The organism is Nocardioides dongkuii, assembly GCF_014127485.1.
Lineage (GTDB): Bacteria > Actinomycetota > Actinomycetes > Propionibacteriales > Nocardioidaceae > Nocardioides > Nocardioides dongkuii.
Genome location: NZ_CP059903.1, coordinates 3787320 through 3809980, shown reverse-complemented (window position 1 = coordinate 3809980; position 22661 = coordinate 3787320). Strand labels below are relative to the sequence as shown.

Genomic DNA, 22661 nt, shown 5'->3' with positions numbered 1-22661 from the left:
AGGAACGAAGGGCTCCCGCTCGCATGAGCACGATCAGCACCGGCGCAGGCCCGTCCTCCGGGACGGGCCTGCCCGGCGTACCCAATCTCGGCCGCCGTCGGCGGCCCGTCGAGTCCGTCATCAAGGCGGTGCTCTTCTGCGCGGCGCTCCTCTCGGTCCTGGTGACCGTCGGGATCATCGCCGCGCTCATCAAGCCGGTCATCGACTTCTTCCGCGAGGTCCCGTTCGGCGACTTCTTCACCACCGAGGGGCCGTACGCCGTGCTGCCGCTCGTCGCGGGCACCGCCATGACCACCGTGATCGCGCTGGTGGTGGCGGTGCCGCTCGGGCTCGGCGCCGCCATGTACCTCTCGGAGTACGCCTCGCGGCGGGCGCGCAAGGTGCTCAAGCCGACCGTCGAGCTGCTCGCCGGCGTGCCGTCGGTCGTGTACGGCTTCTTCGCGCTGACGTTCGTCACCCCGACGCTGCTGCAGGACCTGCTGAACCTCGACGTGGGGTTCACCAACGCGCTCGCCGCGGGGCTGGTGCTCGGCGTGATGATCGTGCCGACGGTCGCGTCGCTGTCCGAGGACGCGCTGTCCGCCGTACCCCAGTCGCTGCGCCAGGGCTCGCTCGCCATGGGTGCCAACCGGATGCAGACCACGCTGCGCGTGGTGCTGCCGGCGGCGCTCTCGGGGGTCGCGGCCGCCGTGGTGCTCGGGATGTCCCGGGCCGTGGGGGAGACGATGATCGTCGCGCTCGCCGCCGGGGCCCAGCGCAACCTGTCCTGGGACCCGCGTGACGGGATGCAGACGATGACCGGCTTCATGGCCACCACCGCCGGTGGGGAGAACCCCGTCGGCTCCACGTCGTACAACACCCTCTTCGCGGTCGGGATGCTGCTGTTCGTGATCACCTTCGTGATCAACATGATCAGCATCGCCCTGGTCCGCCGGTTCAGGCAGGTCTACTGATGAGCGCTGCTGTCACCACCGCCCGCGAGGTCACCGAGGCGGTCAACGCCTCCGTGGCGACCGGCCGGAGCAGGGACCGGGGCCTGGCCTCGCTGGTCTTCCTGGGCGCGCTGTGGTTCTCCCTGTTCTTCGGGGTGATGGTCCTGGTGGTCCTGATCCTCGACACGGTCATCACCGGGGCGCCGCGCTTCGACGGCGCGCTGATCACCGACTACAGCTCCCGGGTGCACCCGGAGTCGACCGGCTTCCGGGCCGGCATCCTCGGCTCGCTGTGGCTGATGCTGTTCACGGCGCTCTTCGCCGTACCGCTCGGCATCGCTGCGGCGCTGTACCTCGAGGAGTTCTCGGACAGCAACCGCTGGTGGAACCGCCTCATCGAGCTGAACCTGCAGAACCTCGCCGCCGTGCCGGCGATCGTCTACGGCCTGCTGGCGGTCGCGGTGATGGCCGCGATGGGCTTCCAGCGCACCGGCATCGTGCTCGGCGGCGCGATCGCGCTCGCCCTGCTGATCCTCCCGGTCATCATCATCACCACCCGCGAGGCGGTGCGGGCGGTGCCGCAGGAGATCCGCCAGGGCTCCCTGGCCCTCGGCGCGACGGTCTGGCAGACGACCTGGCGGCAGACCCTGCCCTCCGCGGTGCCCGGCATCGCGACCGGCACGATCCTCGGGCTGTCCCGCGCGATCGGCGAGGCCGCGCCGCTGATCATCGTCGGCCTGGCCACCGGCGTGCGGTTCGACCCCGAGGGGCTGCTCAGCGAGATCACCGCCCTGCCCATGCAGATCTTCTCGCTGACCTCGCAGTCCAAGGAGGAGTTCCAGGTCGCCGCCTCCGCCGCGATCGTCGTCCTGCTCGTGATGATCCTCGGTCTCAACGCCCTGGCCATCTTCATCCGCAACAAGTTCCAGCGATCCTGGTAGGAGCGTCCATGTCCACCCACCCCGCCACCACGTCGACGCGACCCGTCGACGACGCCGAAGGCGGCCTGTCCGTCCACCAGGCCTTCGACCGCGAGCTGCCCGACGTACCGCCCAACCCGGTGATGGAGACCGAGCGGCTCAACGTCTACTACGGCGACTTCCACGCCGTGCACGACGTCAGCCTGGCGTTCGGGAAGAACGAGATCACCGCGCTGATCGGCCCGTCGGGCTGCGGCAAGTCGACGGTGCTGCGCTGCCTGAACCGGATGAACGACCTGGTCCCCGGCGCGCGCGTCGAGGGCGTGGTGTCCTACCACGGCCAGGACATCTACGCGCGCAACGTCGACCCGATCGCGGTGCGCACCCAGATCGGGATGGTCTTCCAGAAGCCGAACCCGTTCCCGAAGTCGATCTACGACAACATCGCCTACGGTCCCCGGGTGACCGGCATGAAGGTCGCGAACATGGACGACCTGGTCGAGGAGGCGCTGCGCGGCGCGGCGCTCTGGGACGAGGTCAAGGACAAGCTCAAGCAGTCGGCGTACGGGCTCTCCGGCGGTCAGCAGCAGCGGCTCTGCATCGCGCGGACGATCGCGACCAAGCCCGACGTGATCCTCATGGACGAGCCCTGCTCGGCGCTCGACCCGATCGCCACCTCGCGCATCGAGGACCTGATGCTCGAGCTGCGCAGCGAGTACACGATCATCATCGTCACCCACAACATGCAGCAGGCGGCCCGGGTCTCGGACCGCACGGCGTTCTTCACCGCCCGCCCCGACGAGACCACCGGCAACCGCACCGGCCTGCTCGTGGAGTTCGACCAGACCAGTCGGATCTTCTCCAACCCCGCCGACAAGCGCACCGAGGACTACATCTCTGGTCGCTTCGGCTGAGGGCGGGCTCTGGGCGGGGTCTTCTGGGGTAGTCCGGCACGTTCCGGTCGTCGGACGGGCCGTTTTCCGACCACAACGTGCCGGACTACCTCGGTTGTCCACCGGCGGGATCGAGCACGAGCGGGGATGCTGAGCGCCGGCGGACAGTGCCGGCATGGCGACGAGCTTCCAGCCCCCGCAGGGTCCGCGCGACACGATCGGGCCCGCGAGAGTCGACCCGGCGGGGTGGACCGGTCCCACCCGGGGGCAGGTCCGCGGCTCGGGATGGCGGCGTACGAGCAGGGGGTTCTACGTGCCTGCCGACGTCGATGCGTCCCGCCCCGAGCAGCGGATCGTGGAGGCGGCGGCCGTGCTGCCGGCGTACGGCGCGATCACGGGGTGGGCCGCGCTCCGGTGGTGCGGCGCGCAGTACTTCTCGGGTCTGCAGAAGGACGGTCTCACCGAGCGGCCCGTGGAGATCGCGACGCTCGACTGGATCCGGTCGCAGGGCGGGATCCGGGTCGTCGAGGAACGGCTCGCGCCGGACGAGATGGTCGTGGTCGACGGGCTGAGGGTCACGACGGTGCCGCGCTCGGTCTGCTTCGAGATGCGGCACGCACCTGACCTGAAGGGCGCGATGGTCGCGATGGACATGGCGGCGCGCGACGACGTGTGCTCGGTCCGCGAGGCGGCGGCGTACGCAGCCACGCTCAACGGCTGGACGGGGATCCCGCAGTGTCGGGCCGGGCTCGCGTTGGCCGACGAGAACGCGTGGTCGCCGCTCGAGGTCTCGACCCGCAAGGTGTGGATGATCGACGCGGGACTGCCTCGGCCGCTCTGCAACCAGCCGGTCTTCGACCGGACAGGCCGGCACGTCGCCACCCCCGACCTCCTCGACGTCGAGGCCGGCGTGGCGGTCGAGTACAACGGCTCGGTCCACCTCACGACGGCCGGACGGGCGCGGGACCTTGCGCGCGAGGAGGAGCTCCGGGCGCTCGGGCTCGAGTACGTCGAGGTGCTGGCCCCTCACATGAAGGATCCCGTGGGCCTGGTCGTGCCCAGGTTCTGGGCAGCTCATGAGCGCGGGACCCGCCGGCCGACGGAGGACCGTCGTTGGACGATCGAGCCGCCGCCCTGGTGGCGACCGACCTGGTCGGTCGACCAACGGCGGGCGCTGCCGCCCGACGTACGCGAGCGGTTGTTGCGCTACCGGGCCGCGTGACCCTGGCCCGAGGTAGTCCGGCACGTTCGGGTTGTCGGATGACTCTGGGGACGACCGAAACGTGCCGGACTATCCCGGCAGACCTCTGGTGGCCTGTGTGGGAGGTAGTCCGGCACGTTCGGGTTGTCAGATGACTCTGGGGACGACCGAAACGTGCCGGACTACCCCGAAGAAACCGCTACGGCAGCTGGAAGACGTACCGGCAGACGACGTAGACGAAGGCGGCGACGGCGCCGGCGGCGGGGAAGGTGGAGACCCAGGCGACGACGATCGAGCGGGCGACGCCCCAGCGGACGGCGGAGAAGCGCTTGGTGGCGCCCACGCCCATGACCGCGGAGGTGATGGTGTGGGTGGTGGAGATGGGGGCCTCGAAGGCGTACGCCGTGGTGTAGAGCACCGAGGCGGCGACCGTCTCGGCGGCGAAGCCGCGGGCCGGGTCGAGGTGGATGATCCGGCGGCCGAGGGTGCGCATGATGCGCCAGCCACCGGCCCAGGTGCCGGCCGAGATCGCGAAGGCGGCGGCGAAGATGACCCACAGCGGCAGGTCCTCGTTGGCGCCGACGTACCCGCCGGCGAGCAGCGCCAGGAAGATGACGCCCATCGTCTTCTGGGCGTCCTGCAGGCCGTGGCCGAGCGCCATCGCGGCCGCCGAGGCGGTCTGCGCGAGCTTGAAGCCGCGGTTGGCCTTGTGCGGGTTGACCCGGCGGAAGATCCACATGATCGCGAGCATCACCATGAAGCCCACGCCGAAGGCGAAGAGCGGCGAGATGAGCATCGGGATGACGACCTTGTCCATCACCGTGTCCCAGGAGACGGTGACGCCGGCCGCGAGGGCCGCGCCGACCAGGCCGCCGATGAGGGCGTGCGAGGAGGAGGAGGGGAGGCCGTAGTACCAGGTGATCATGTTCCAGGTGATGGCGCCGATGAGGCCGGCCATCACGACCACCAGCGCATGGCTGGCGTTCGTCTCCAGCATCTCCGTGGGGAACGTGATGACCTCGGAGACGGTCTTCGCGACCTTCTGCCCGAGGAACGCGCCCACGAAGTTCATCACCGCGGCGAGCGCCAGGGCGACGCGTGGGGTCAGCGCCCGCGTCGAGACCGAGGTCGCGATCGCGTTGGCGGCATCGTGGAAACCGTTGGTGTAGTCGAAGACGAGGGCGACGACGACCACCGCGACGACAATCGCGAGCTCCACAGGTCAGGACTCCTTGACGGCGATCTGCTCCACCGTGTTGGCGACCTTCTCGAAGGCGTCGATCGAGTCCTCGAGCGACTCCACGATGTCCTTCAGCTTGAGCACCTCGATGGTCTTGTACTCGCCGCTGAAGATGCCCGCCAGGATCCGGCGGTGGTTCTTGTCGCCGGTGTTCTCGAGGCGGTTGATCTCGATCCAGTACTCCTCGAGCGACTGCATCGAGCGCAGGTTCGGCATCGCGGCCGCGGTGAGCTCGGCACAGCGCTGCAGCACCTCGACCTGCTCGAGCGTCTCCGGCGGCAGGAACTTCACCTCGTAGAGCAGGATCATGTCGACGACCTCGTCCATCATGTCCATGACGTCGTCGAGGCCGGAGGCGAGCGAGTAGATGTCCTCGCGGTCGAACGGCGTGATGAACGTCGAGTTCACCTTCCGGATGATCGCGTGGGTCGTCTCGTCAGCGGCGTGCTCGGCGTCGCGCATGCGCTGGGCGACGGCTGGGTGGTCGGCACCGTCGGCGAGCATCTCGGCGAGGATCGCCGAGCCCGTCACGAGGTGTCCGGCGGCCTCGGTGAAGAGGTCGTAGAAAGCGTTCTCGACCGGTCTGAAACGTGAAGCCACGTGGAACTCCTGGGGAGCGGGAAGCAAACGACCACATGCTAGGGGGTGGCGAGCGCTCCGGCGAAAGTGAGGCGGACCCGGGGCCCAGGGGACGTGATCTCAGACAAGTGGCCGCCGCTGCCGCTGGCGCTCGATCAGCGTCTCCTGCAGGTCCACGACGCCGTCGTTGCGCTTCCAGTCCCCGGCGCTGTCGAGCACCCACGCGGAGGTGTCGGGGGCGAAGGCGAGGTCGAGCAGGTCGCCGACCGCGGCGATCGAGTCGGCGTGCGGCAGTCGCACCAGCACCTCCACCCGGCGGTCCAGGTTGCGGTGCATCATGTCGGCGGAGCCGATCCACGCGACCGGCTCGCCGGCGTTCTCGAACCACGCGACCCGGCTGTGCTCGAGGAACCGGCCCAGGATCGAGCGCACCTCGATAGTCTCCGACAGGCCGGGTACGCCGGGGCGCAGCGCGCAGATGCCGCGCACCAGCAGCTGCACGGGCACGCCGGCCTGCGAGGCGAGGTACAGCGCGTCGATGATCGCCTCGTCGACGACCGAGTTGGCCTTGAGCCGGATCCGCGCCGACCGGCCCGCGGCGTGGTGGGCGATCTCGCGGTGGATCTGGTCGACCAGCCCGGTGCGCACCGAGTCCGGCGCCACCAGCAGCTCGTCGTACGACGCGTTCCGCGACCAGCCGGAGAGGTTGTTGAACAGGTGGGCGACGTCCTCGCCGATGGTCTCGTTGGTGGTGATCAGCCCGAGGTCCTCGTAGGTGCGCGAGGTCTTGGGGTTGTAGTTGCCGGTGCCGATGTGGGTGTAGCGGCGGATGCCGGCGCCGCCCTCGTCACGGACCACCAGCGCGAGCTTGCAGTGGGTCTTCAGCCCGACCAGGCCGTAGACGACGTGGCACCCGGCCTCCTCCAGCTTGCGGGCCCAGCGGATGTTGGCCTGCTCGTCGAAGCGCGCCTTGATCTCGACGATCACCAGCACCTGCTTGCCGGACTCGGCGGCGTCGATGAGGGCGTCGATGATCGGGCTGTCGCCGGAGGTGCGGTAGAGCGTCTGCTTGATCGCCAGCACGTGCGGGTCGGCCGCGGCCTGCTCGAGGAAGCGCTGCACGGAGGTGGCGAACGAGTCGTACGGGTGGTGCAGCAGCACGTCGCCGCGCCGGGTCGCCTTGAACACGTCGACCGGCGCGGCCGTCTCGACCTCCGCCAGCCGGCGGTGGGTCGTCGGCACGAACGCGGGGAACTTCAGGTCCTCGCGACCGAGGTCGGCGATGCCGTGCAGCCCGCGCAGGTCGAGCGGGCCGGGCAGCCGGAACACCTCGTCCTCCTGGACGCCGAGCTCGGAGACGAGCAGCTCGAGCACCGACGGCGAGATGGTCTCCTCGACCTCCAGCCGCACCGGGGGACCGAACCGGCGGCGCAGCAGCTCCTTCTCGAGCGCGGCGAGCAGGTTCTCGGCGTCGTCCTCCTCGACCTCGAGGTCCTCGTTGCGGGTGACCCGGAACGAGTGCACCTCGAGCACCTCCATCCCCGGGAACAGCCGCTTGAGGTGCTCGCCGATGACGTCCTCGAGCGGCACGAAGCGCTGGTTCCCGAGCGGCACGAAGCGGGCGAAGATCGGCGGCACCTTGACCCGCGCGAAGTGCTCCTTGAGGGTCTTGGGGTTGCGGATCAGCACCGCGAGGTTCAGCGAGAGCCCCGAGATGTAGGGGAACGGGTGCGCCGGGTCGACGGCGAGCGGCGTCAGGACGGGGAAGACCCGGTCCTTGAACAGCCGCTTGCAGGCCTTCTGCTCGTCGCGGTCCAGGTCGTCCCAGCGCACCAGCTCGATGCCGTGCTCGGCGAGCTCGGGCACGATCTCGTCGCGGAAGAGCAGCGCCTGGCGCCGGCTCAGCTCGGAGGCCGTCGTCCAGATCGCCTCCAGCACCGCGCGGGGCATCAGCCCCGAGGCGGCGCGGACGGCGAGGCCCGCGGCGATCCGCCGCTTGAGGCCGGCGACGCGGACCATGAAGAACTCGTCGAGGTTGCTGGTGAAGATCGCCAGGTACCGGGTCCGCTCGAGCAGCGGCAGGGACCGGTCCTCGGCGAGCTCGAGGACGCGCTGGTTGAAGTGCAGCCAGGAGAGCTCCCGGTCCAGGAACCGGTCGCGGTACTCCTCCACCGCGGCGAGGGCCTCGTGGTCGGGCACGTACGGCGGCTCGACGTCGAACGGCTCCTCCGGGAAGGCCTCCGCGGGGGTGGTCGGGATGATCTCGGCGGACATGCCGTCAGTGTCGCACCGGACGGTGAACAGACGGTGGCCCGCGAGGAACCCGCTACCTTTGCGCCCCGTGAGCATCAAGGCGAGCATCCAGGCCAGAATCCAGGAACGTGTCGAGGCCACCACGGTGGCCGCCCTGCTCGGGCTGCCGGAGCCCGTCGTACGCCGGCTCGCGGGCCCGCCGGTCGTCCTCGACGGCCAGACCCTCGCCCCCGACGTGCAGCTGATGCTGCGCCTGCAGACGATGGCGCGGAAGGCGGGCATCGAGACGCTGCCGATCCCCGACGGGCGGCTCGCGACCGGCGAGCAGTCGCGCATCGTGGGCGGCCGGCAGCCCGTCGGGTCGGTGCGCGACCTCCAGGTCGCGGGGATGGCCGCCCGGCTCTACGTGCCGACCGACGCCCCGGAGTCGGGCCCGCTGCTGGTCTTCTTCCACGGCGGCGGCTTCTTCGTCGGCGACCTGGAGTCCCACGACCCCGCGTGCCGGTTCCTCGCCGAGCAGTCCGGCGTCCGGGTGCTGGCCGTCGACTACCGGCTCGCGCCCGAGCACCCCTTCCCCGCGGCGTACGACGACGCGCTGGCGGCGTACCGCTGGGTCGTCGACCACGCCGTCGACCTGGGCGCCGACCCGGCCCGGCTCGCGGTCGGCGGCGACTCCGCCGGCGGCAACCTGTCCGCGGGCGTCGCGATCGAGGCCGCGCGGACCGGGCTGCCGCTGGCGTTCCAGCTGCTGGTCTACCCGGCGACCGACAACGTCCGCGACACCCGGAGCGCGGAGCTGTTCGCGAAGGGGTTCTTCCTGACCGACGAGTTCATGGCGATCGCCACGAGCAGCTACCTCGGCGACCTGGACCCGCTCGACCCGCGGGTCTCGCCGCTGCGCGCCGACCTGCCGGCGGGCCTGGCGCCGGCGCTGGTCGTGACCGCGGGCTTCGACCCGCTCCGCGACGAGGGGGAGGCCTATGCGCGGGCGCTGGAGGAGGCGGGCGTGCCGGTGGAGCTGCGCCGGTTCCCCGACCAGATCCACAGCTTCTTCAACATCGTCGGGGTCGGCCGCACCTCGCGGGCGGCCAACCTGGAGATCGCGCGGCGGCTGCGGGACGCGCTGCGCCCCTGAGGGGTCCCTACAGGTCGGGGCGCCAGCGGCGCAGCACCTGGGTGAACGCCACCGGGTCGACCATCCGCGCGTCGACGGTGATCGGCGGCAGGCTGCGGCGGACGAAGTCGACCCGCCAGCCGCGCTGTCCCGGCGTCCCGTGCACCTCGAGGACCGTGCCGTCGCTGGTGAGGTCGAAGCGGTGGTGCCGCTCGCCGGCGACGATCTCGACCACGCCCCCGGCGACCGTGACGTAGCCGCTCGAGGAGCGGGCGACGAGGCCGGTGACCAGCAGCACGAGCGTGACGACGGCGCCGGCGATCGCAGCGGGCGCGAGGGGCTCGTCGGTGACGGCGAGGTACGCCGTGGCGAGCGCGGCCAGGGCGGCGGCCCCGAGCAGCACCAGGGACAGCGCCCGGCGCTGGGGGCGGCGCTGGAAGGTGATCGGCGCCTCGTCGGCCGCCTCGTCGCCTGCAACTAGCGCCACCGGCGTCACCGGTAGCTTGGCGTGCAGGCCGCGCCGGCGTCTCTCGTCGGCGGGGTTTCCGTCGCCGGCACCGCCGCCCAGCAGCCGGCCGCGCGCCTCCTCGAGCTGGTGGGCGAGGTCGGCGGCGCGCTCCTCGGCGGCGAGCCGGTCCTCGAGGGCGGCCTCGACGAGCTCGGCCTGGTGCCGCACGGACGCCTCGACGGCCTGCCGGTCGACCGCACGCTGGTCGGCGGCCGCCTCGGCCGCGGCGCGCAGGCGGGCGTGCTCGGCGGCGTCCGCCTCGGCCGCCTCCCGCGCGGCGAGGGCGGCGGTCAGCGCGTCGGCCTGCTCGGCGAGGCGGCGCTCGGCGTCGGCGAGCGCCGCGCTGGCCTGCGCGGCGAGCTCGGCGTGGGCCCGGGCGTCCGCCTCGGCCGTGGCGCGCGCGGCGAGGGCGGCCGCGGTGGCGGTCTCGGCGTCAGCACGCTCCTGGTGGGCCTGCTCGGCCCGGGCAGCGGCGGCGGCGGCCGCCTCCTCGGCGGTGGTCCGCGACTCGTGGGTGAGGCGCGCGGCCTCGGCCGCGGCCTGCTCGGCGGCGGCAGCGCGCTTGGCCGCCTCCGCCTGCTCGCGGGCGGCGTCCTCGGCGGCGGTGCGGGCCTGGTGGGCGGTCTCGGCGGTGCGCGCCGCCTCGGTGGCGGCCTGTTCCGCGGTCTCGCGGCCGGCGTGCGCCTGGTCGGCGGAGTGCGCCTGGTCCTGCGCGGCGGCGTACGCCTCCTCGGCTGTGGCCTCGGCGGCGGCGCGGGCGTCGTACGCCGCCTGGGCGGCCGCGGCGTGCTCGGCGGCGACCCGGTCGGCGGCGGCGCGGGCCTCGTGCGCGCTGCGGGCGGCCTCGGACTGCTCGGTCGCCAGGGCGTGCGCGGCCTGCTCGGCGCTCGCGGCTGCGGCGGCCAGGGCTGCCTGCTCGCGGGCGGCGTCCTCGGCGGCGGTGCGGGCCTGGTGGGCGGTCTCGGCGGAGCGCGCCGCCTCGGTGGCGGCCTGCTCCGCGGTCTCGCGGCCGGCGTGCGCCTGGTCCGCGGAGTGCGCCTGGTCGCGGGCGGCGTCGTCGGCGGCGGTGCGGGCCGCGAACGCCTCCTGGGCCGCGGCCTCGGCGGCGGCGCGGGCGTCGTACGCCGCCTGGGCGGCCGCGGCGTGCTCGGCGGCGACCCGGTCGGCGGCGGCGCGGGCCTCGTGCGCGCTGCGGGCGGCCTCGGACTGCTCGGTCGCCAGGGCGTGCGCGGCCTGCTCGGCGCTCGCGGCTGCGGCGGCCAGGGCTGCCTGCTCGCGGGCGGTCTCCTCGGCCTCGCGGCGGGCCCGGTGGGCGGCGTCCGCCTCCGCAGCGGCGGCGCGGGCGGCCTCCTCCGCGAGGGTGCGTGCCTCGTGCGCGGCGTGGGCCGCCTTCTCCGCGGCGGTCCGGTCCTCGTGGGCGGTCCGGGCCGCGTCGGCCTGCCCGGCCGCGGCGGCGTCCGCCGCCTCCCGGGCGCGGGCCTGCTCGGCAGCCGCGGCCTCGGCGGCCTCGCGCTGCTCGGTGGCGACCCGGGTCAGCTCGGCGTGCTGCTCCGCGGCGGACCGGGCGGCGTCCGCGGCCACGCGCAGCGCCTCCTCGGCGGCGGCCCGGTCGCGGTGCGCGGTCTCGGCGGCCTCCGCCTGGGCGAGAGCGGACTCTTCACCGGCCAGCCGGTGATCGTGCGCGGCAGCCGCCGCCTCCTCCGCCACCCGCGCGGCAGCAGCGGCGACCGACTGCGCCTCGCTCGCGGCAGCAGCCACCTCCGCCTGCTCGCGCGCTGTGGTCTCGGCGGCGGCGCGCGCCTCGGCGGCCTCGCGGGCGACCTGCTCGGCCTGATCGCGCAGCCGGGCGCTCTCGGCGGCGGCCTCGGCCTGCGCCGCGGCGGCCTGCTCGGCGGCCTCGCGCAGCCGCGCGGCCTCCGTCGCGGCGTGCCCGGTCGCGGTCAGCTCCTCGCCCGCCCGGGCCGCGGCCTCCTCGGCGGCGAGCCGCGCGGCGTACGCCTCCTCGACGGCGCTGCGCTGTGCCACGAGCGCGCGCTCGGCGGCCTCGCGGGCCACGATCGCGTCGCGGGCGCCCTCCTCGGCGACCAGCCGCTCGGCGTGCGCCTCGGCGGCCGCGAGCTCGGCGGAGCGGCGCAGCGTGACCGCGTGCTCGGCGGCCGCGGCCGCCTCGGCCATCAGGCCGGCGAACTCCTCGGGCGTGGGCGGCGTGGGCGGCACCGGCGCCCCCGCGGACGGCGTACGACGTCGCCACCGCCGGCCTGCGCCGTCGCCGGGCTCCTCGGGGCTCGGTACGGCGTTCATGGGGCCCGAGGGTAGTGCCGGGCCGGCGCGGGCCCGTCGGTCCGGGTCAGTAGACCAGCGCCTGTACGCCGTCGCGCAGCGCCGTCTCGACGAACACGGCGGCGCCGGCGATCCGCACCCCCGGGTCGAGGTCGGCCTCGCCGATGCCACGGCGCGCGGCGCACTGGCTGCACACCGTCACGGTGCCGCCGGCGCGGACCGCCGCGACCAGGTCGCGCGGCGCGGCGGCGTGCTCGAGGAGGAACGGGTCGGGGCGGCCGGCGACCGCCGTCCACACCGCGTCGCCGGCGAGCCAGAGGTCGACCTCGGCGCCGGCGGCGAGCGCGGTCGCCGCGACCGTGAGCCCCTGGTTGGCGCGTTCGGCGTCGTCGGCGCCGCAGGTGACCTTGACGAGGAGAGGGCGGACCACCCGACAAACATAGACTGGCGCCATGCCGTTCGAGATCCCCCAGAACCTCCACCCCGACTGCGGGCCGATCGCGTGGCTCCTGGGCACCTGGCGCGGCAACGGCCACGGTGACTACCCGACGATCGAGCCCTTCCAGTTCGGCCAGGAACTGATCTTCACCCACGACGGCCGGCCGTTCTTCCACTACATGGCGCGCGCCTGGATCATCGACGAGCAGGGCGAGAAGGTCCGCGAGGGCGCCATCGAGACCGGCTTCTGGCGCGCCCGCCCCGAGGGCCACCTCGAGGTGCTGCTCAGCCACATGAGCGGCATCAGCGAGATCTGGTACGGCCAGGCCGAGGGCGGCAAGGTCGAGCTGCGCACCGCCGGCGTGAGCTTCACCGAGTCCGCCAAGGAGGTCACCGCCGGCCACCGGATGTACGGCAACGTCGAGGGCGACCTGCTCTACGCCCAGGACATGGCCGCGGTCGGCCAGGAGCTCCAGCCGCACACCTGGGCCCGCCTGAAGCGGGTCTGAGGCGCCCCGATGCCCGAGGACCTGAGCGAGGACCTGCGCGCCCGGCTGCGCGGCAGCGGCTACCGGCTCACCGCCCAGCGCGAGCTGATCCTCGGCGCCGTCGAGAGGCTGCGGCACGCCACGCCCGACGAGGTGTACGCCGAGGTCTGCAGCCACCAGAGCGCGGTGAACATCTCCACGGTGTACCGCACCCTGGAGGTGCTCGAGGAGCTCGGACTGGTGCGGCACACGCACCTCTCGGACCGCGCCCCGACGTACCACGCGGTGACCGGGCACACCCACTTCCACCTCAAGTGCCGGAATTGTGGACGGGTCGACTCGGTTGACCCGGAGATGGTGCGGCCGTTCGTCGAGACCCTGCGCGCGGAGCGCGGGTTCGTCGCTGACGTGGGCCACCTGACCGTGTTCGGCGAGTGCGAGGAGTGCCCCACATGACCAGCCCCCTGCTCGACCTCCCCGGAGCGGTGTCCGGCGACGGGATCGACGCCCCGGTGGCGGCCCACTACGGCTCGCTGTACGGCGAGCAGCGGCTGCTCGCCGAGGGCGAGGGGTTCGTCGACCTCTCCCACCGCGAGGTCGTCCGCATCGCCGGGCCGGACCGGCTCACCTGGCTGCACTCGCTGACCACCCAGCACCTCGAGTCGCTGCCTCCGGGGCAGTGGACCGGCGCGCTGGTGCTCAGCCCGCAGGGCCACGTCGAGCACGCCTTCGTCGGCCGCGACGACGGCGAGGCGTTCACCGCGCACACCGAGCCCGGCGCGGCCGCGGCGCTGGTCGCGTTCCTGGACCGGATGCGGTTCATGATGCGCGTCGAGGTCACCGACGTGACCGCCGAGCTCGCGGTGACCTGGCGACCGGCGGCCGCCGGCGGCGGCACCGGCTGGTACGACGCCTACGAGCTGGTCCCGCGCGACCAGCTGACGGCGTACGCCGCGGCGGCGGCGCCCGCGGCCGGCACCTGGGCCTTCGAGGCGCTCCGGATCGCCCGCGGCGAGCCGCGCTTCGGCATCGACACCGACGACCGCACGATCCCCAACGAGGTCGGCTGGATCGGCCCGTCGGTCCACCTCGAGAAGGGCTGCTACCGCGGCCAGGAGACCGTCGCCCGGGTGCACACCCTCGGCCGGCCGCCGCGGCGGCTGACCCTGCTGCACCTCGACGGCTCCGAGAACCGGCTGCCCGCCGTGGGCGCCGACATCACGGTCGCCGGGCCCGACGGCTCCGACGGCCCCGGCAAGGTGATCGGCCGGGTGGGCTCGTCCGCGCGCCACCACGAGCTCGGCCCGATCGCGCTGGCGCTGCTCAAGCGCAACGTCCCGGTCGACGCGACCCTCACCGTCGACGGGCTGGTCGCCGCCCAGGAGGTCGTCGTCGACCCCGAGGTCGGGCTGCACGTCCGCCCGCTGCGCTGAGCCGACCGCTCAGCGAGGGGCGCGCCGGTACTGCACGTGGGTGTCCTCCGGGGCGTGGGTGAACCCCAGGCCGGCGTACACCCGGACCGCGCGGGTGTTGTCGGACTCGACGTACAGCAGCACCTCGGTGTGGCCGGTGCGGGCGAGGTGGTGCAGGCCGGCGAGGGTGAGCATCTTGCCGAGCCCGCCGCCCTGCGCCGCGGGGTCCACGCCGACGACGTACACCTCGCCGAGGCGGGCGTCGTGGTGCTTGGTCCAGTGGAAGCCGACGACCCGGCCCTCCCGCGTGGCCACGAGCAGCCCGGCGGGGTCGAACCAGTCCTCCGCCATCCGCTCCGCCAGCTCGGCCTCGTCCATCGCGCCCTGCTCGGGGTGGGCGGCGAACGCCGCCGCGTTGACCCGGACGATGTCCCCGGCGTCCTCGGGGCGGTAGGCCCGCACATCGACGTCGGTGTCCGGCAGCGGCGGCAGGTCGGTCAGCGGCCGCCGCATCACCCACAGGTCGCGGACCCGCTCGAAGCCGTACGCCGCGGCGAGGGCGGCGGCCGCGGGGTGGTTGCCGTGCGACCAGGCGAGCAGCTCGCCCGAGCCGGACTCGGAGAGTGACTGCTCGAGCAGCCGCCGGCCGACGCCGCGACGGCGCGCGTCGGGGCGGACCACCAGGGTGAGCTCGCTGCCGACCAGCAGCGCGAACCCGTCGTCCTCGGTCCAGGTGCGCACTCGGTCGGGGTGGTGGCGCAGCGTCCGCAGGGTCGCCTCGTCCAGCGGCGCCGCCCCGTCGGCCGCCTCCGCCTCGGTCGCGATCTCCTCGATGCCGGTCATGGGCGCAGCCTAGGTCGGCACCCCGTCATCCACAGGCACGGCGGCGCCCGTTGCTCGGGTCCGCGGAGGTCGCGAGGGTGCGGGGATGACCGATGCCGACGTGAGTGACCTGCTCCGGCGCCAGGACGGGGTGGCCTCCTGGCGCCAGCTGCGCGCGGCCGGGGTGCGGCGGCACGACCTCGATCGGATGCTCCGCCGGCGTGAGCTGCGGCGGGTCCACCCCCGGGTGTACGTCGACCACACCGGGCCGCTCTCCTGGCGGCAGCGGGCGTGGGCCGCGGTGCTGCACGCGGAGCCCGCGGCGCTCTGCCTGGCCTCGGCGGAGCCGTCCCCCGACCCGGCCGGCTCGATCCACGTGGCGGTCGAGGCGGGCCGACGAGTCGTCGCGCCCAAGGGTGTCCGGGTGCACCGCATGCGGGGCCTCGGGCCGCGGGTCCGCTGGGCGGCCTCGCCGCCCCGGCTGCTGGTCGAGGAGAATGTGCTGGAGGGCATCGACCGCGCCCGCGCCGAGAGCGACGTGGTCCGGCTCGTGACCGACGCCGTGGGGTCGCGCCGGACGACGGTCCCGCGGCTGCGGGCCGCGGCTGCGGCCCGTCCGCGACTACGGCGCCGACGCTGGGTGGAGCGGCTGCTGGACGACGTCGAGTCGTGCGCGTGCTCGGTGCTGGAGCAGGGGTACGTCGCGCGGGTCGAGAGGCCGCACGGGCTGCCGCGCCCGCGGCGGCAGGCGCCGCGGCGTACCGCCGAGGGGGTCGAGTACCGCGACGCCGAGTACGAGCGCCTCGGCCTGGTCGTCGAGCTCGAGGGCCGGCTCGGGCACGAGGGGTGGACGGCCGCCGGACGCGACGCCGATCGCGATCTGGACGACCGGGTAGCGGGGCGGGAGACGGTCCGGCTGCGCTGGGCGCAGGTGTTCGACCGGCCGTGCCGTACGGCGGACCGCCTGGCGCGGATCCTCCAGCGGCTCGGCTGGGCGGGCAGCCCGACGCGCTGCGGCCCGGGCTGTCAGGTCGGAGCGAGGTGATCGTGGACTGCGGCACGCACGACGTACGTGCGGGACTCCACGATCAGGCGTCGACCGCGGACTCCGCGCTCTCGCTGGCCCGGGCGTCCGCCTCGGCCGCCGCCTCCTTGGACGGCACCACGAACCGGTAGCCGACGTTGCGGACGGTGCCGATCAGGGTCTCGTTCTCCACCCCGAGCTTGGCGCGCAGCCGGCGTACGTGCACGTCGACGGTGCGGGTGCCGCCGAAGTAGTCGTAGCCCCAGACCTCCTGGAGCAGCTGCTGGCGGCTGAAGACCCGGCCCGGGTGCTGGGCGAGGTACTTGAGCAGCTCGAACTCCTTGAACGTGAGGTCGAGGTGCCGGCCGCTGACCTTGGCGGTGTACGTCGCGTCGTCGACGACGACCTCGCCGGAGCGGATCACGTGCGCGTCGGGGTCGGCCGCGTCGCGGTGGGCCTGCAGGCGGCCGATCGCCAGCTTGATCCGCGCCTCGAGCTCGGCGGGGCCGCAGGTGTGCAGCACGACGTCGTCCATGCCCCAGTCGTGGGCGACGACCGAGAGCCCGCCCTCGGTGACCACCAGCAGCACCGGCACCTCGGTGCCGGTCGTGCGGATCAGCCGGCACAGGTCGCGGGCGTGGGCGAGGTCCTGGCGGCCGTCGACGAGGAGCAGGTCGGAGTCGGGGGCCTCCAGGAGCGCGCTGCCCTCCGACGGCATGATCCGCACCTGGTGCCCCAGGAGCGCGAGCCCCGGCAGCACCTCGGCGGACGGCTGGAGGGTGTTGGTCAACAACAGCAGGGTGCTCACAGGGGGTCTCCTCCCGGCATCGGGGCGGGGACCGAAACGCGACGCTGGGCTCCGGCCTGGTGAAGCTGTAGGGAAGAATACTGAAATATGGCCGACACATCGTCGAGTGCCGACGACCGTGAGACGGAGCACATCCGCGTCCGCTACTGGGCCGCGGCCCGGGCCGCGGCCGGGATCACGCACGACGACCTCCCCGTGACCGGGCCGGTCCCGCTCGCCGAGGTGGTACGCCGGGTGGTCGCCCGCCACCCGGGCACCCGGCTCGCCGAGGTCGTGTCGGTGTGCTCGGTGCTGGTCGACGACCGACCGGTCGGCACCGCCGACCCGGCGACGGTGAGCGTCGAGCCGGGCTCGTCGGTCGAGCTGCTGCCGCCGTTCGCCGGCGGCTGACTGAGTCGCGCGAGCTCAGCCGGCCCGGCGCGGCAGCAGCACGGTGACGGTGGTGCCGCGGCTCGGGGAGCTCTTCAGGCTGATCTCGCCACCGTGCGCCTCGACCACCGCCTTGCAGATGCTCAGGCCCAGCCCGAGCCCCTGCACGACGTCCCGGCGGGCCGCCTCGGTGCGGTAGAAGCGGTCGAAGGCGCGCTGGCGCTCGTGCCGCTCCAGCCCGGTGCCGGTGTCGGCGACGACCAGCTCGATCAGCGAGCGGACGCCGAGCCGCAGCGTCACCTCGCCGCCGGCGGCGGTGTGCTTGACGGCGTTCGAGATCAGGTTGTCGACGAGCAGCCCGATCTTGTGCGCGTCCGCGGTGGTGCTGACCTGCTCCAGCTCACGGACCAGCGTGACGCCGCGGGCCCCCGCCAGGGAGGTGTAGCGGTCGGCGACCGACGCCACCAGGGCGGTGAGGTCGATCCGGTCCAGGTCGAGCGTGAGCCGGTCCTGGGCGCTGGCCACCAGCAGGTGGTCGATGCGCTCGGTGAGGGTCCGGGCGCTGGTCCGCGCGGTCCGGAGCATGGCGACCATCTCGTCCTCGGAGTCCGAGACCCGGCCGGGGATCTCCTGGGTCAGCACGTCGAGGTAGCCCACGACGGAGACCAGCGGGTTGCGCAGCTCGTGGGAGAGCGTGGCGAGGAACTGGTCGCGGACCAGCACCGACTCGACCAGCTCGGTCACGTCGTCGGCGACCACCACGACGCCGATCCGGTCGCCGTCCGCGCCGTACACCTGGCGGGCCGACATCATCGCGGCGACCTGGTCGCCGGGCTCGCCGATCCAGAAGAGCTCGGGGGCGAGGTCGACCCCGCCGAGGGCGGCGGGGAGCGGCTGCTGGGCCACCGGCACGGTGGCGATCCGGTCCGCGCGCCAGAACAGGGTGGCCGCGTGGACGGCGCCGCGCACGTCGACGCCGCCCTTGGTGGCGAGGTCGATCGCCCGGTGGTTGGCGGCCACCAGGCGGCCCTCGGTGCTGAAGAACGCGACCGCGACGTCGAGGCTCTCGAGGATGGTGCGGGTCATGTCGCGGCGGAACTCCGCCTCGAGCAGGGAGGCGCCGAGCTCCGCGGACTTGGAGACGATCTCGCCCTGCTGGGCCCGCAGCGCGCGCGCCCCGGCGTACGCGATGAGCGCGACCGCGACCGCGGCCACGGGGAGGCTGGCGGCGCCGATCCAGGCGATCCCGTCGTCGGGCAGGTCGGTGTGCCGGAAGTAGGAGTAGCCGTTGACGAACACGGCTCCGACGACGGCGCTGAGGATGCCCGCGCCGCCGAAGTTCGAGCCCAGGCAGAGGATCGGCACCATCGCGATCGCGCTGACCGCCGGGAGCTCGGTGTAGGTCTCCGACCGGATCAGGCCGATCGCCAGGATGTCGGCGAGCGGGACGGCGATCAGCCCGCGCGCCGGGGCCTGGAAGGCGACGACGGACGCCAGGGCGATCAGCGCCAGGCCGAGCAGCATGCTCGGCGTGCCGAGCATCGCCGGCTCCGCCAGGGCCAGGGCCAGCGCCAGCAGCAGCGTGAGGGCGACGACGGGCAGCTGCCACAGCACGAACCAGGGGGCGCGACCGGTGGGGCCCGGATCGAGAAGACGGGTCACGCGCGTCCTCCTCGCGGCCGTTCCGTGGGCTCTCGCCCGGGGAGAGGGTAGACGGATCGATGCCGCTCCGGGGTCGGAATCCGGGGGCGTCCGGACACGCCACGAGGGCCCTCCCGGGGTGGGGGAGGACCCTCGTGAGACGGGTGTGACCGGTGGGGCGAAATTCCGCTGTCAGCCCTCGATCGAGGCGTGGTCGCGCTCGCCGGTGCCGATCTGGATCTTGCGGGGCTTTGGCCCGCTCGGCGACCGGGACGACCAGCCGGAGCACGCCGCCCTCGTACGTCGCGTCGATGTGGTCGAGGTCGAGGTTGTCGCCCAGAACGAGCTGACGGCTGAACGAGCCGCGCGTGCGCTCGCTCGCGAGCAGGACTGAACCCGATCTCGGGGGGCCTCGACGTCGCTCGAACCACCGGTGGTCGAGCAGGGACGAAGTCCCGGTGTCGAGACCGGGTGAGGGACCCGGGGCGTCGGGTGGGTCGTCCTGGTGAGCTACCTCATCCACCGCTGTTCTGGACCGTGGCCGGCCGCGAAGGCGCGTCCGGTCGCGACGGCGAGCGGCAGCACGAGCAGCAGCCACGCCAGGACGGCAAGCACGATCATTAGCACCATGCGAGCGGGATCGGCGTACCCCGGGTGGACCTGAGTCCGGGTACGCCCCGGTCTGGACCGCGCTCAGCGGTCGTCGCGCCGCAGCAGCAGCCCCGCGGCGAGCATTCCGGCCGCCCAGATGACCAGCACCGGGATGTCACCGGTGTTGATCCCGTGACTGTCGGAGACCTGCCAGAGCGGCTCGCCGGCCCAGGGCCCGTGGCCGGCGATGAGCAGCAGCATCAGCGAGGTGAGGGCGGTCATCACCCCGAGCACCAGCAACGACCGCATCGACTCATCGTAGGGATCACGGAACACGGTGACGCATCACCGCGTTACGACCGCGTGACCCTCGGACCCTGGGTGGCGCTCGCCGCCGTCGTGATCGCGGTGGCCTTCGGGACCTACCGGCTCCGCACCGACGGCCGCTTCCGCGCCAAGCCGGTGGTCGAGCAGGGAGGCGCGCCAGCGCCGACCGTTGGCGAGACCCCGCACGCCGAGAAGCAGCCCCAAGAGGACCTCGCCGGGTCTCGACACCGGGACTCCGCCCCTGCTCGACCGCCGGTGGCCGACCTCTGGACCGCCGTCCAGTCCGCGATCCCCGCCGCCACCCTCGGCGAGCGCGCAACCCTGCTCCAGTTCTCCAGCGCCTTCTGTGCCCCGTGCCGGGCGACCCGCCGAGTCCTCACCGACGTGTCCACGACGGTTCCCGGCGTCGAGCACCTCGAGGTCGACGCCGAGCTCCACCTCGAGCTGGTACGCCGCGTCGGCGTCCTCCGCACGCCGACCACGCTGGTCCTCGATGCGTCCGGCAACGAGGTCGCCCGGGCTGCTGGCGCGCCCCGCACGGAGCAGGTTCTCGCCGCACTCCCAGCGGGCGATCCCACATGACGGACAGCAGTACCACCATGCGAGATCTCGAATGGGAGACGGGACGCTCGGTACCTACTCTGGTCGACATGTTCTCGACCTGGTTGACGAAGCGACGCGCGGTGGACCACTGCCGTACGCGCTCGTCCCTGTGTCGGACGTCCTGACGGGACGATCGCGCCTCTTTTGCTGATCTGTCCCGTGCGCCGTCCGCCCGGAGCCAGCCAGCAGGAGCCCGCATGTCCACCACCACGCCCGCGCATCACGCGCCGGCCGCCCCGACCGCCCAGGCCGGGCTCGACCCGCGCGGTCCGCAGTTCACCGCCGCGGTCACCGCGGTCGTGCTGCTCGCCGTGCTGGTGCTCCCGACGACCGCCGCCACGGTCCTGGTCGCGGTCCAGGCCGCCCTGTTCGCCCTGGGCGCGGCCCGCGGCGTCCAGCACACCCCGACGGCGTACGTCTTCCGCCGGCTCGTCCGCCCGCGCCTCTCGGCGTCGGACGAGCTGGAGGACCCGCGCCCGCCGCGGTTCGCGCAGGCCGTCGGGCTGGCGTTCGCGCTGACCGCCCTGGTCGGGTTCCTCGCCGGCACCCCCGTCGTCGGGCTGGTCGCCACCGGCTTCGCCCTGGTCGCGGCGCTGCTCAACGCGCTGTTCCGCTTCTGCCTCGGCTGCGAGCTCTACCTGCTGCTCCAGCGCGCCACCCACCGAACTGCCTGACCCCACCACGATCCCCGCGTCCCACGACGCAACAGAAAGGTAGAAACATGACCCGCGAGAACTCCCTCGTCTCCACCCAGTGGGTGGAGGACCACCTCGGCGACGACAACATCGTCCTGATCGAGGTCGACGAGGACACCACGGCGTACGACAAGGGCCACATCCGTGGCGCCATCAAGCTGGACTGGACGACCGACCTCCAGGACCAGGTCCGCCGTGACTTCGTCAGCAAGGACCAGTTCTCGGCGCTCCTCTCCGAGCGCGGCGTCTCCAACGACAACACCGTGGTGCTCTACGGCGGCAACAACAACTGGTTCGCCGCCTACGCCTTCTGGTACTTCAAGCTCTACGGCCACCAGGACGTCAAGCTCATGGACGGCGGCCGCAAGAAGTGGGAGCTCGACTCCCGCGAGCTCACCGCCGACGCCACCGAGCGCCCGGCCGCGTCGTACACGGCCCAGGAGCCCGACCTGTCGATCCGCGCCTTCCGCGACGACACGGTCGCCGCGATCGGGGTGAAGAACCTCGTCGACGTGCGCAGCCCCGACGAGTACGCCGGCCGCCTGATGGCCCCGGCCCACCTCCCGCAGGAGCAGGCCCAGCGCGCCGGCCACGTGCCGACCTCGATCAACGTGCCGTGGAGCAAGGCGGCCAACGACGACGGCACCTTCAAGTCCGACGACGAGCTGCGCAAGCTGTACGCCGACGCCGGCCTGGACGACTCCAAGGAGACCATCGCGCTGTGCCGGATCGGCGAGCGCTCCTCGCACACCTGGTTCGTGCTCAAGGAGCTCCTCGGCCACGAGAACGTGAAGAACTACGACGGCTCCTGGACCGAGTACGGCTCCCTCGTGGGCGTGCCGGTCGCCGTCGGCGACGAGCCCGGGACCGCCTGATGTGCGGGGCGAAGGAGGGCGGCCTCTCCCTCGACGGCGTGAACGTCGCGAAGGAGGCCGTTATCCAGGGGCAGGTCCTGCGCGGCGAGGAGCCGGTCGGCAACGCCTACGTGCGCCTGCTCGACCGCACCGGTGAGTTCACCGCCGAGGTCCCGACCTCGGCGACCGGTCACTTCCGCTTTTTCGCCGGCGAGGGGGAGTGGACGCTTCGCACCCTCGCCCCGAAGGCGGACCCGGTCGACCGCAAGGTGAACGCCGCCATCGGCTCCGTCGCCGAGGTCAGCATCGCCCTCTGACCGCCGCCGGTGGTCGAGCGGTGAAGGCGCGCGCAGCGCCTGAACGTGTCGAAACCCGGTGCCTCAACCGTCGGCCTCGTTCGGAGGCACGGTCCTCGACGTGGCGGCAGACAACGAGACAGCAGTAGACGACGAACGCCGTCCGGCTTCCGGGCGGCGTTCGTCGAGCAGAGCGTGACGAAGAAAGTTCCCTAGACCACCCGTCGGAAGTCCTTCCTGGAAACCTGTCTCTGCGACGATTTGAACGTCAAGGGGAGGGGCCCATGATTTCCAGGCGCAAGCGAAGCCGTTCTTCGAGTCCGGTGGTCGACCAGCGGCGGAAGCGGGCGATCCAATGGATCGGTCTGTCGGC

23 protein-coding genes and 1 pseudogene are annotated in these 22661 nt (G+C 73.1%); 14 read left to right on the top strand and 10 right to left on the bottom strand.

Going from position 1 to position 22661, the window contains the following annotated elements; genetic code table 11:
* The first annotated feature begins 23 nt into the window (after window positions 1–23).
* From pstC to H4O22_RS18415, 4 genes are all read left to right on the top strand, one after another.
* Window positions 24–953 (top strand): phosphate ABC transporter permease subunit PstC, encoded by a 930-nt coding sequence (pstC, locus tag H4O22_RS18430; protein ID WP_182524767.1) that lies wholly within the window; start codon window positions 24–26, stop codon window positions 951–953.
* The gene (gene pstA / locus H4O22_RS18425) at window positions 953–1873 is read left to right on the top strand and encodes a phosphate ABC transporter permease PstA (protein WP_182524766.1); all 921 of its coding nucleotides are present in this window, start codon (window positions 953–955) and stop codon (window positions 1871–1873) included. Before pstC ends, pstA begins: the two co-directional genes overlap by 1 nt.
* 122 nt (window positions 1874–1995) lie before the next feature.
* Complete coding sequence (gene pstB, locus H4O22_RS18420) at window positions 1996–2766, top strand: phosphate ABC transporter ATP-binding protein PstB (RefSeq protein WP_220451433.1); 771 nt, start codon at window positions 1996–1998, stop codon at window positions 2764–2766.
* Between the two features lie 292 nt (window positions 2767–3058).
* A complete protein-coding gene (locus tag H4O22_RS18415; protein ID WP_182524764.1) occupies window positions 3059–3967 on the top strand; it encodes a PDDEXK family nuclease in 909 nt (302 codons plus the stop codon).
* 178 nt (window positions 3968–4145) lie between these two features.
* Here the strand turns inward: H4O22_RS18415 and H4O22_RS18410 are convergent, their stop codons facing one another.
* The 3 genes from H4O22_RS18410 to H4O22_RS18400 all read right to left on the bottom strand — a co-directional run bounded on the left by H4O22_RS18410 (window position 4146) and on the right by H4O22_RS18400 (window position 8039).
* Window positions 4146–5165 (bottom strand): inorganic phosphate transporter, encoded by a 1020-nt coding sequence (locus H4O22_RS18410; protein WP_182524763.1) that lies wholly within the window; start codon window positions 5163–5165, stop codon window positions 4146–4148.
* A gap of 3 nt (window positions 5166–5168) precedes the next feature.
* A complete protein-coding gene (locus tag H4O22_RS18405) occupies window positions 5169–5786 on the bottom strand; it encodes a DUF47 domain-containing protein (protein WP_182524762.1) in 618 nt (205 codons plus the stop codon).
* Between the two features lie 99 nt (window positions 5787–5885).
* Window positions 5886–8039 (bottom strand): RNA degradosome polyphosphate kinase, encoded by a 2154-nt coding sequence (locus tag H4O22_RS18400; RefSeq protein WP_182524761.1) that lies wholly within the window; start codon window positions 8037–8039, stop codon window positions 5886–5888.
* Between the two features lie 67 nt (window positions 8040–8106).
* On the opposite strand from H4O22_RS18400, the gene H4O22_RS18395 reads away from it, so the two are divergent.
* Window positions 8107–9153: an alpha/beta hydrolase gene (locus H4O22_RS18395; protein WP_244963022.1), complete on the top strand. Its 1047-nt coding sequence runs from the start codon at window positions 8107–8109 to the stop codon at window positions 9151–9153.
* Between the two features lie 7 nt (window positions 9154–9160).
* Here the strand turns inward: H4O22_RS18395 and H4O22_RS18390 are convergent, their stop codons facing one another.
* Together H4O22_RS18390 and H4O22_RS18385 are read right to left on the bottom strand one after the other, a co-directional pair.
* Window positions 9161–11941 carry a hypothetical protein gene (locus H4O22_RS18390; protein WP_182524760.1) on the bottom strand — a complete coding sequence of 927 codons (2781 nt, stop codon included), beginning with the start codon at window positions 11939–11941 and terminating at the stop codon, window positions 9161–9163.
* Between the two features lie 46 nt (window positions 11942–11987).
* A complete protein-coding gene (locus tag H4O22_RS18385) occupies window positions 11988–12350 on the bottom strand; it encodes a DsrE family protein (RefSeq protein ID WP_182524759.1) in 363 nt (120 codons plus the stop codon).
* A 22-nt stretch (window positions 12351–12372) separates the two neighbouring features.
* Between H4O22_RS18385 and H4O22_RS18380 the strand changes: the two genes are divergently transcribed.
* From H4O22_RS18380 to ygfZ, 3 genes are read left to right on the top strand one after another with little or no spacing between them, the layout of a single operon-like run.
* The gene (locus H4O22_RS18380; RefSeq protein ID WP_182524758.1) at window positions 12373–12867 is read left to right on the top strand and encodes a heme-binding beta-barrel domain-containing protein; all 495 of its coding nucleotides are present in this window, start codon (window positions 12373–12375) and stop codon (window positions 12865–12867) included.
* Between the two features lie 9 nt (window positions 12868–12876).
* Entirely contained in the window at window positions 12877–13302 is a 426-nt protein-coding gene (locus H4O22_RS18375; protein WP_182524757.1) for a Fur family transcriptional regulator, read from the top strand.
* A complete protein-coding gene (gene ygfZ / locus H4O22_RS18370; protein WP_182524756.1) occupies window positions 13299–14279 on the top strand; it encodes a CAF17-like 4Fe-4S cluster assembly/insertion protein YgfZ in 981 nt (326 codons plus the stop codon). Before H4O22_RS18375 ends, ygfZ begins: the two co-directional genes overlap by 4 nt.
* A 9-nt stretch (window positions 14280–14288) precedes the next feature.
* On the opposite strand, the gene mshD is transcribed toward ygfZ, so the two are convergent.
* A complete protein-coding gene (gene mshD, locus H4O22_RS18365) occupies window positions 14289–15101 on the bottom strand; it encodes a mycothiol synthase (protein ID WP_182524755.1) in 813 nt (270 codons plus the stop codon).
* An 85-nt stretch (window positions 15102–15186) separates the two neighbouring features.
* On the opposite strand from mshD, the gene H4O22_RS18360 reads away from it, so the two are divergent.
* The gene (locus H4O22_RS18360) at window positions 15187–16125 is read left to right on the top strand and encodes a hypothetical protein (RefSeq protein ID WP_182524754.1); all 939 of its coding nucleotides are present in this window, start codon (window positions 15187–15189) and stop codon (window positions 16123–16125) included.
* A gap of 43 nt (window positions 16126–16168) precedes the next feature.
* On the opposite strand, the gene H4O22_RS18355 is transcribed toward H4O22_RS18360, so the two are convergent.
* Window positions 16169–16912, bottom strand: a complete 744-nt coding sequence (locus H4O22_RS18355; protein WP_182524753.1) for a response regulator transcription factor — start codon at window positions 16910–16912, stop codon at window positions 16169–16171.
* Window positions 16913–16999: 87 nt separating this feature from the next.
* Between H4O22_RS18355 and H4O22_RS18350 the strand changes: the two genes are divergently transcribed.
* A complete protein-coding gene (locus H4O22_RS18350; protein WP_182524752.1) occupies window positions 17000–17302 on the top strand; it encodes a MoaD/ThiS family protein in 303 nt (100 codons plus the stop codon).
* A 15-nt stretch (window positions 17303–17317) separates the two neighbouring features.
* Here the strand turns inward: H4O22_RS18350 and H4O22_RS18345 are convergent, their stop codons facing one another.
* The 3 genes and pseudogenes from H4O22_RS18345 to H4O22_RS18335 all read right to left on the bottom strand — a co-directional run bounded on the left by H4O22_RS18345 (window position 17318) and on the right by H4O22_RS18335 (window position 19822).
* Window positions 17318–18943 carry a sensor histidine kinase gene (locus H4O22_RS18345; protein ID WP_182524751.1) on the bottom strand — a complete coding sequence of 542 codons (1626 nt, stop codon included), beginning with the start codon at window positions 18941–18943 and terminating at the stop codon, window positions 17318–17320.
* Window positions 18944–19229: 286 nt separating this feature from the next.
* Window positions 19230–19445, bottom strand: a pseudogene (locus tag H4O22_RS20795) (hypothetical protein); the annotation flags it as partial.
* 170 nt (window positions 19446–19615) lie between these two features.
* Window positions 19616–19822, bottom strand: a complete 207-nt coding sequence (locus tag H4O22_RS18335; protein WP_182524750.1) for a hypothetical protein — start codon at window positions 19820–19822, stop codon at window positions 19616–19618.
* 54 nt (window positions 19823–19876) lie between these two features.
* Here H4O22_RS18335 and H4O22_RS18330 point away from each other — a divergent pair, with 54 nt between their 5' ends.
* The 4 genes from H4O22_RS18330 to H4O22_RS18315 all read left to right on the top strand — a co-directional run bounded on the left by H4O22_RS18330 (window position 19877) and on the right by H4O22_RS18315 (window position 22309).
* The gene (locus H4O22_RS18330) at window positions 19877–20422 is read left to right on the top strand and encodes a thioredoxin family protein (RefSeq protein ID WP_182524749.1); all 546 of its coding nucleotides are present in this window, start codon (window positions 19877–19879) and stop codon (window positions 20420–20422) included.
* A 218-nt stretch (window positions 20423–20640) separates the two neighbouring features.
* Window positions 20641–21117 (top strand): DUF4395 domain-containing protein, encoded by a 477-nt coding sequence (locus H4O22_RS18325; RefSeq protein WP_182524748.1) that lies wholly within the window; start codon window positions 20641–20643, stop codon window positions 21115–21117.
* 47 nt (window positions 21118–21164) lie between these two features.
* Window positions 21165–22013: a sulfurtransferase gene (locus tag H4O22_RS18320; RefSeq protein WP_182524747.1), complete on the top strand. Its 849-nt coding sequence runs from the start codon at window positions 21165–21167 to the stop codon at window positions 22011–22013.
* A complete protein-coding gene (locus tag H4O22_RS18315; RefSeq protein ID WP_182524746.1) occupies window positions 22013–22309 on the top strand; it encodes a DUF1416 domain-containing protein in 297 nt (98 codons plus the stop codon). The genes H4O22_RS18320 and H4O22_RS18315 overlap by 1 nt, the downstream gene beginning before the upstream one ends.
* Window positions 22310–22661: the final 352 nt, after the last annotated feature.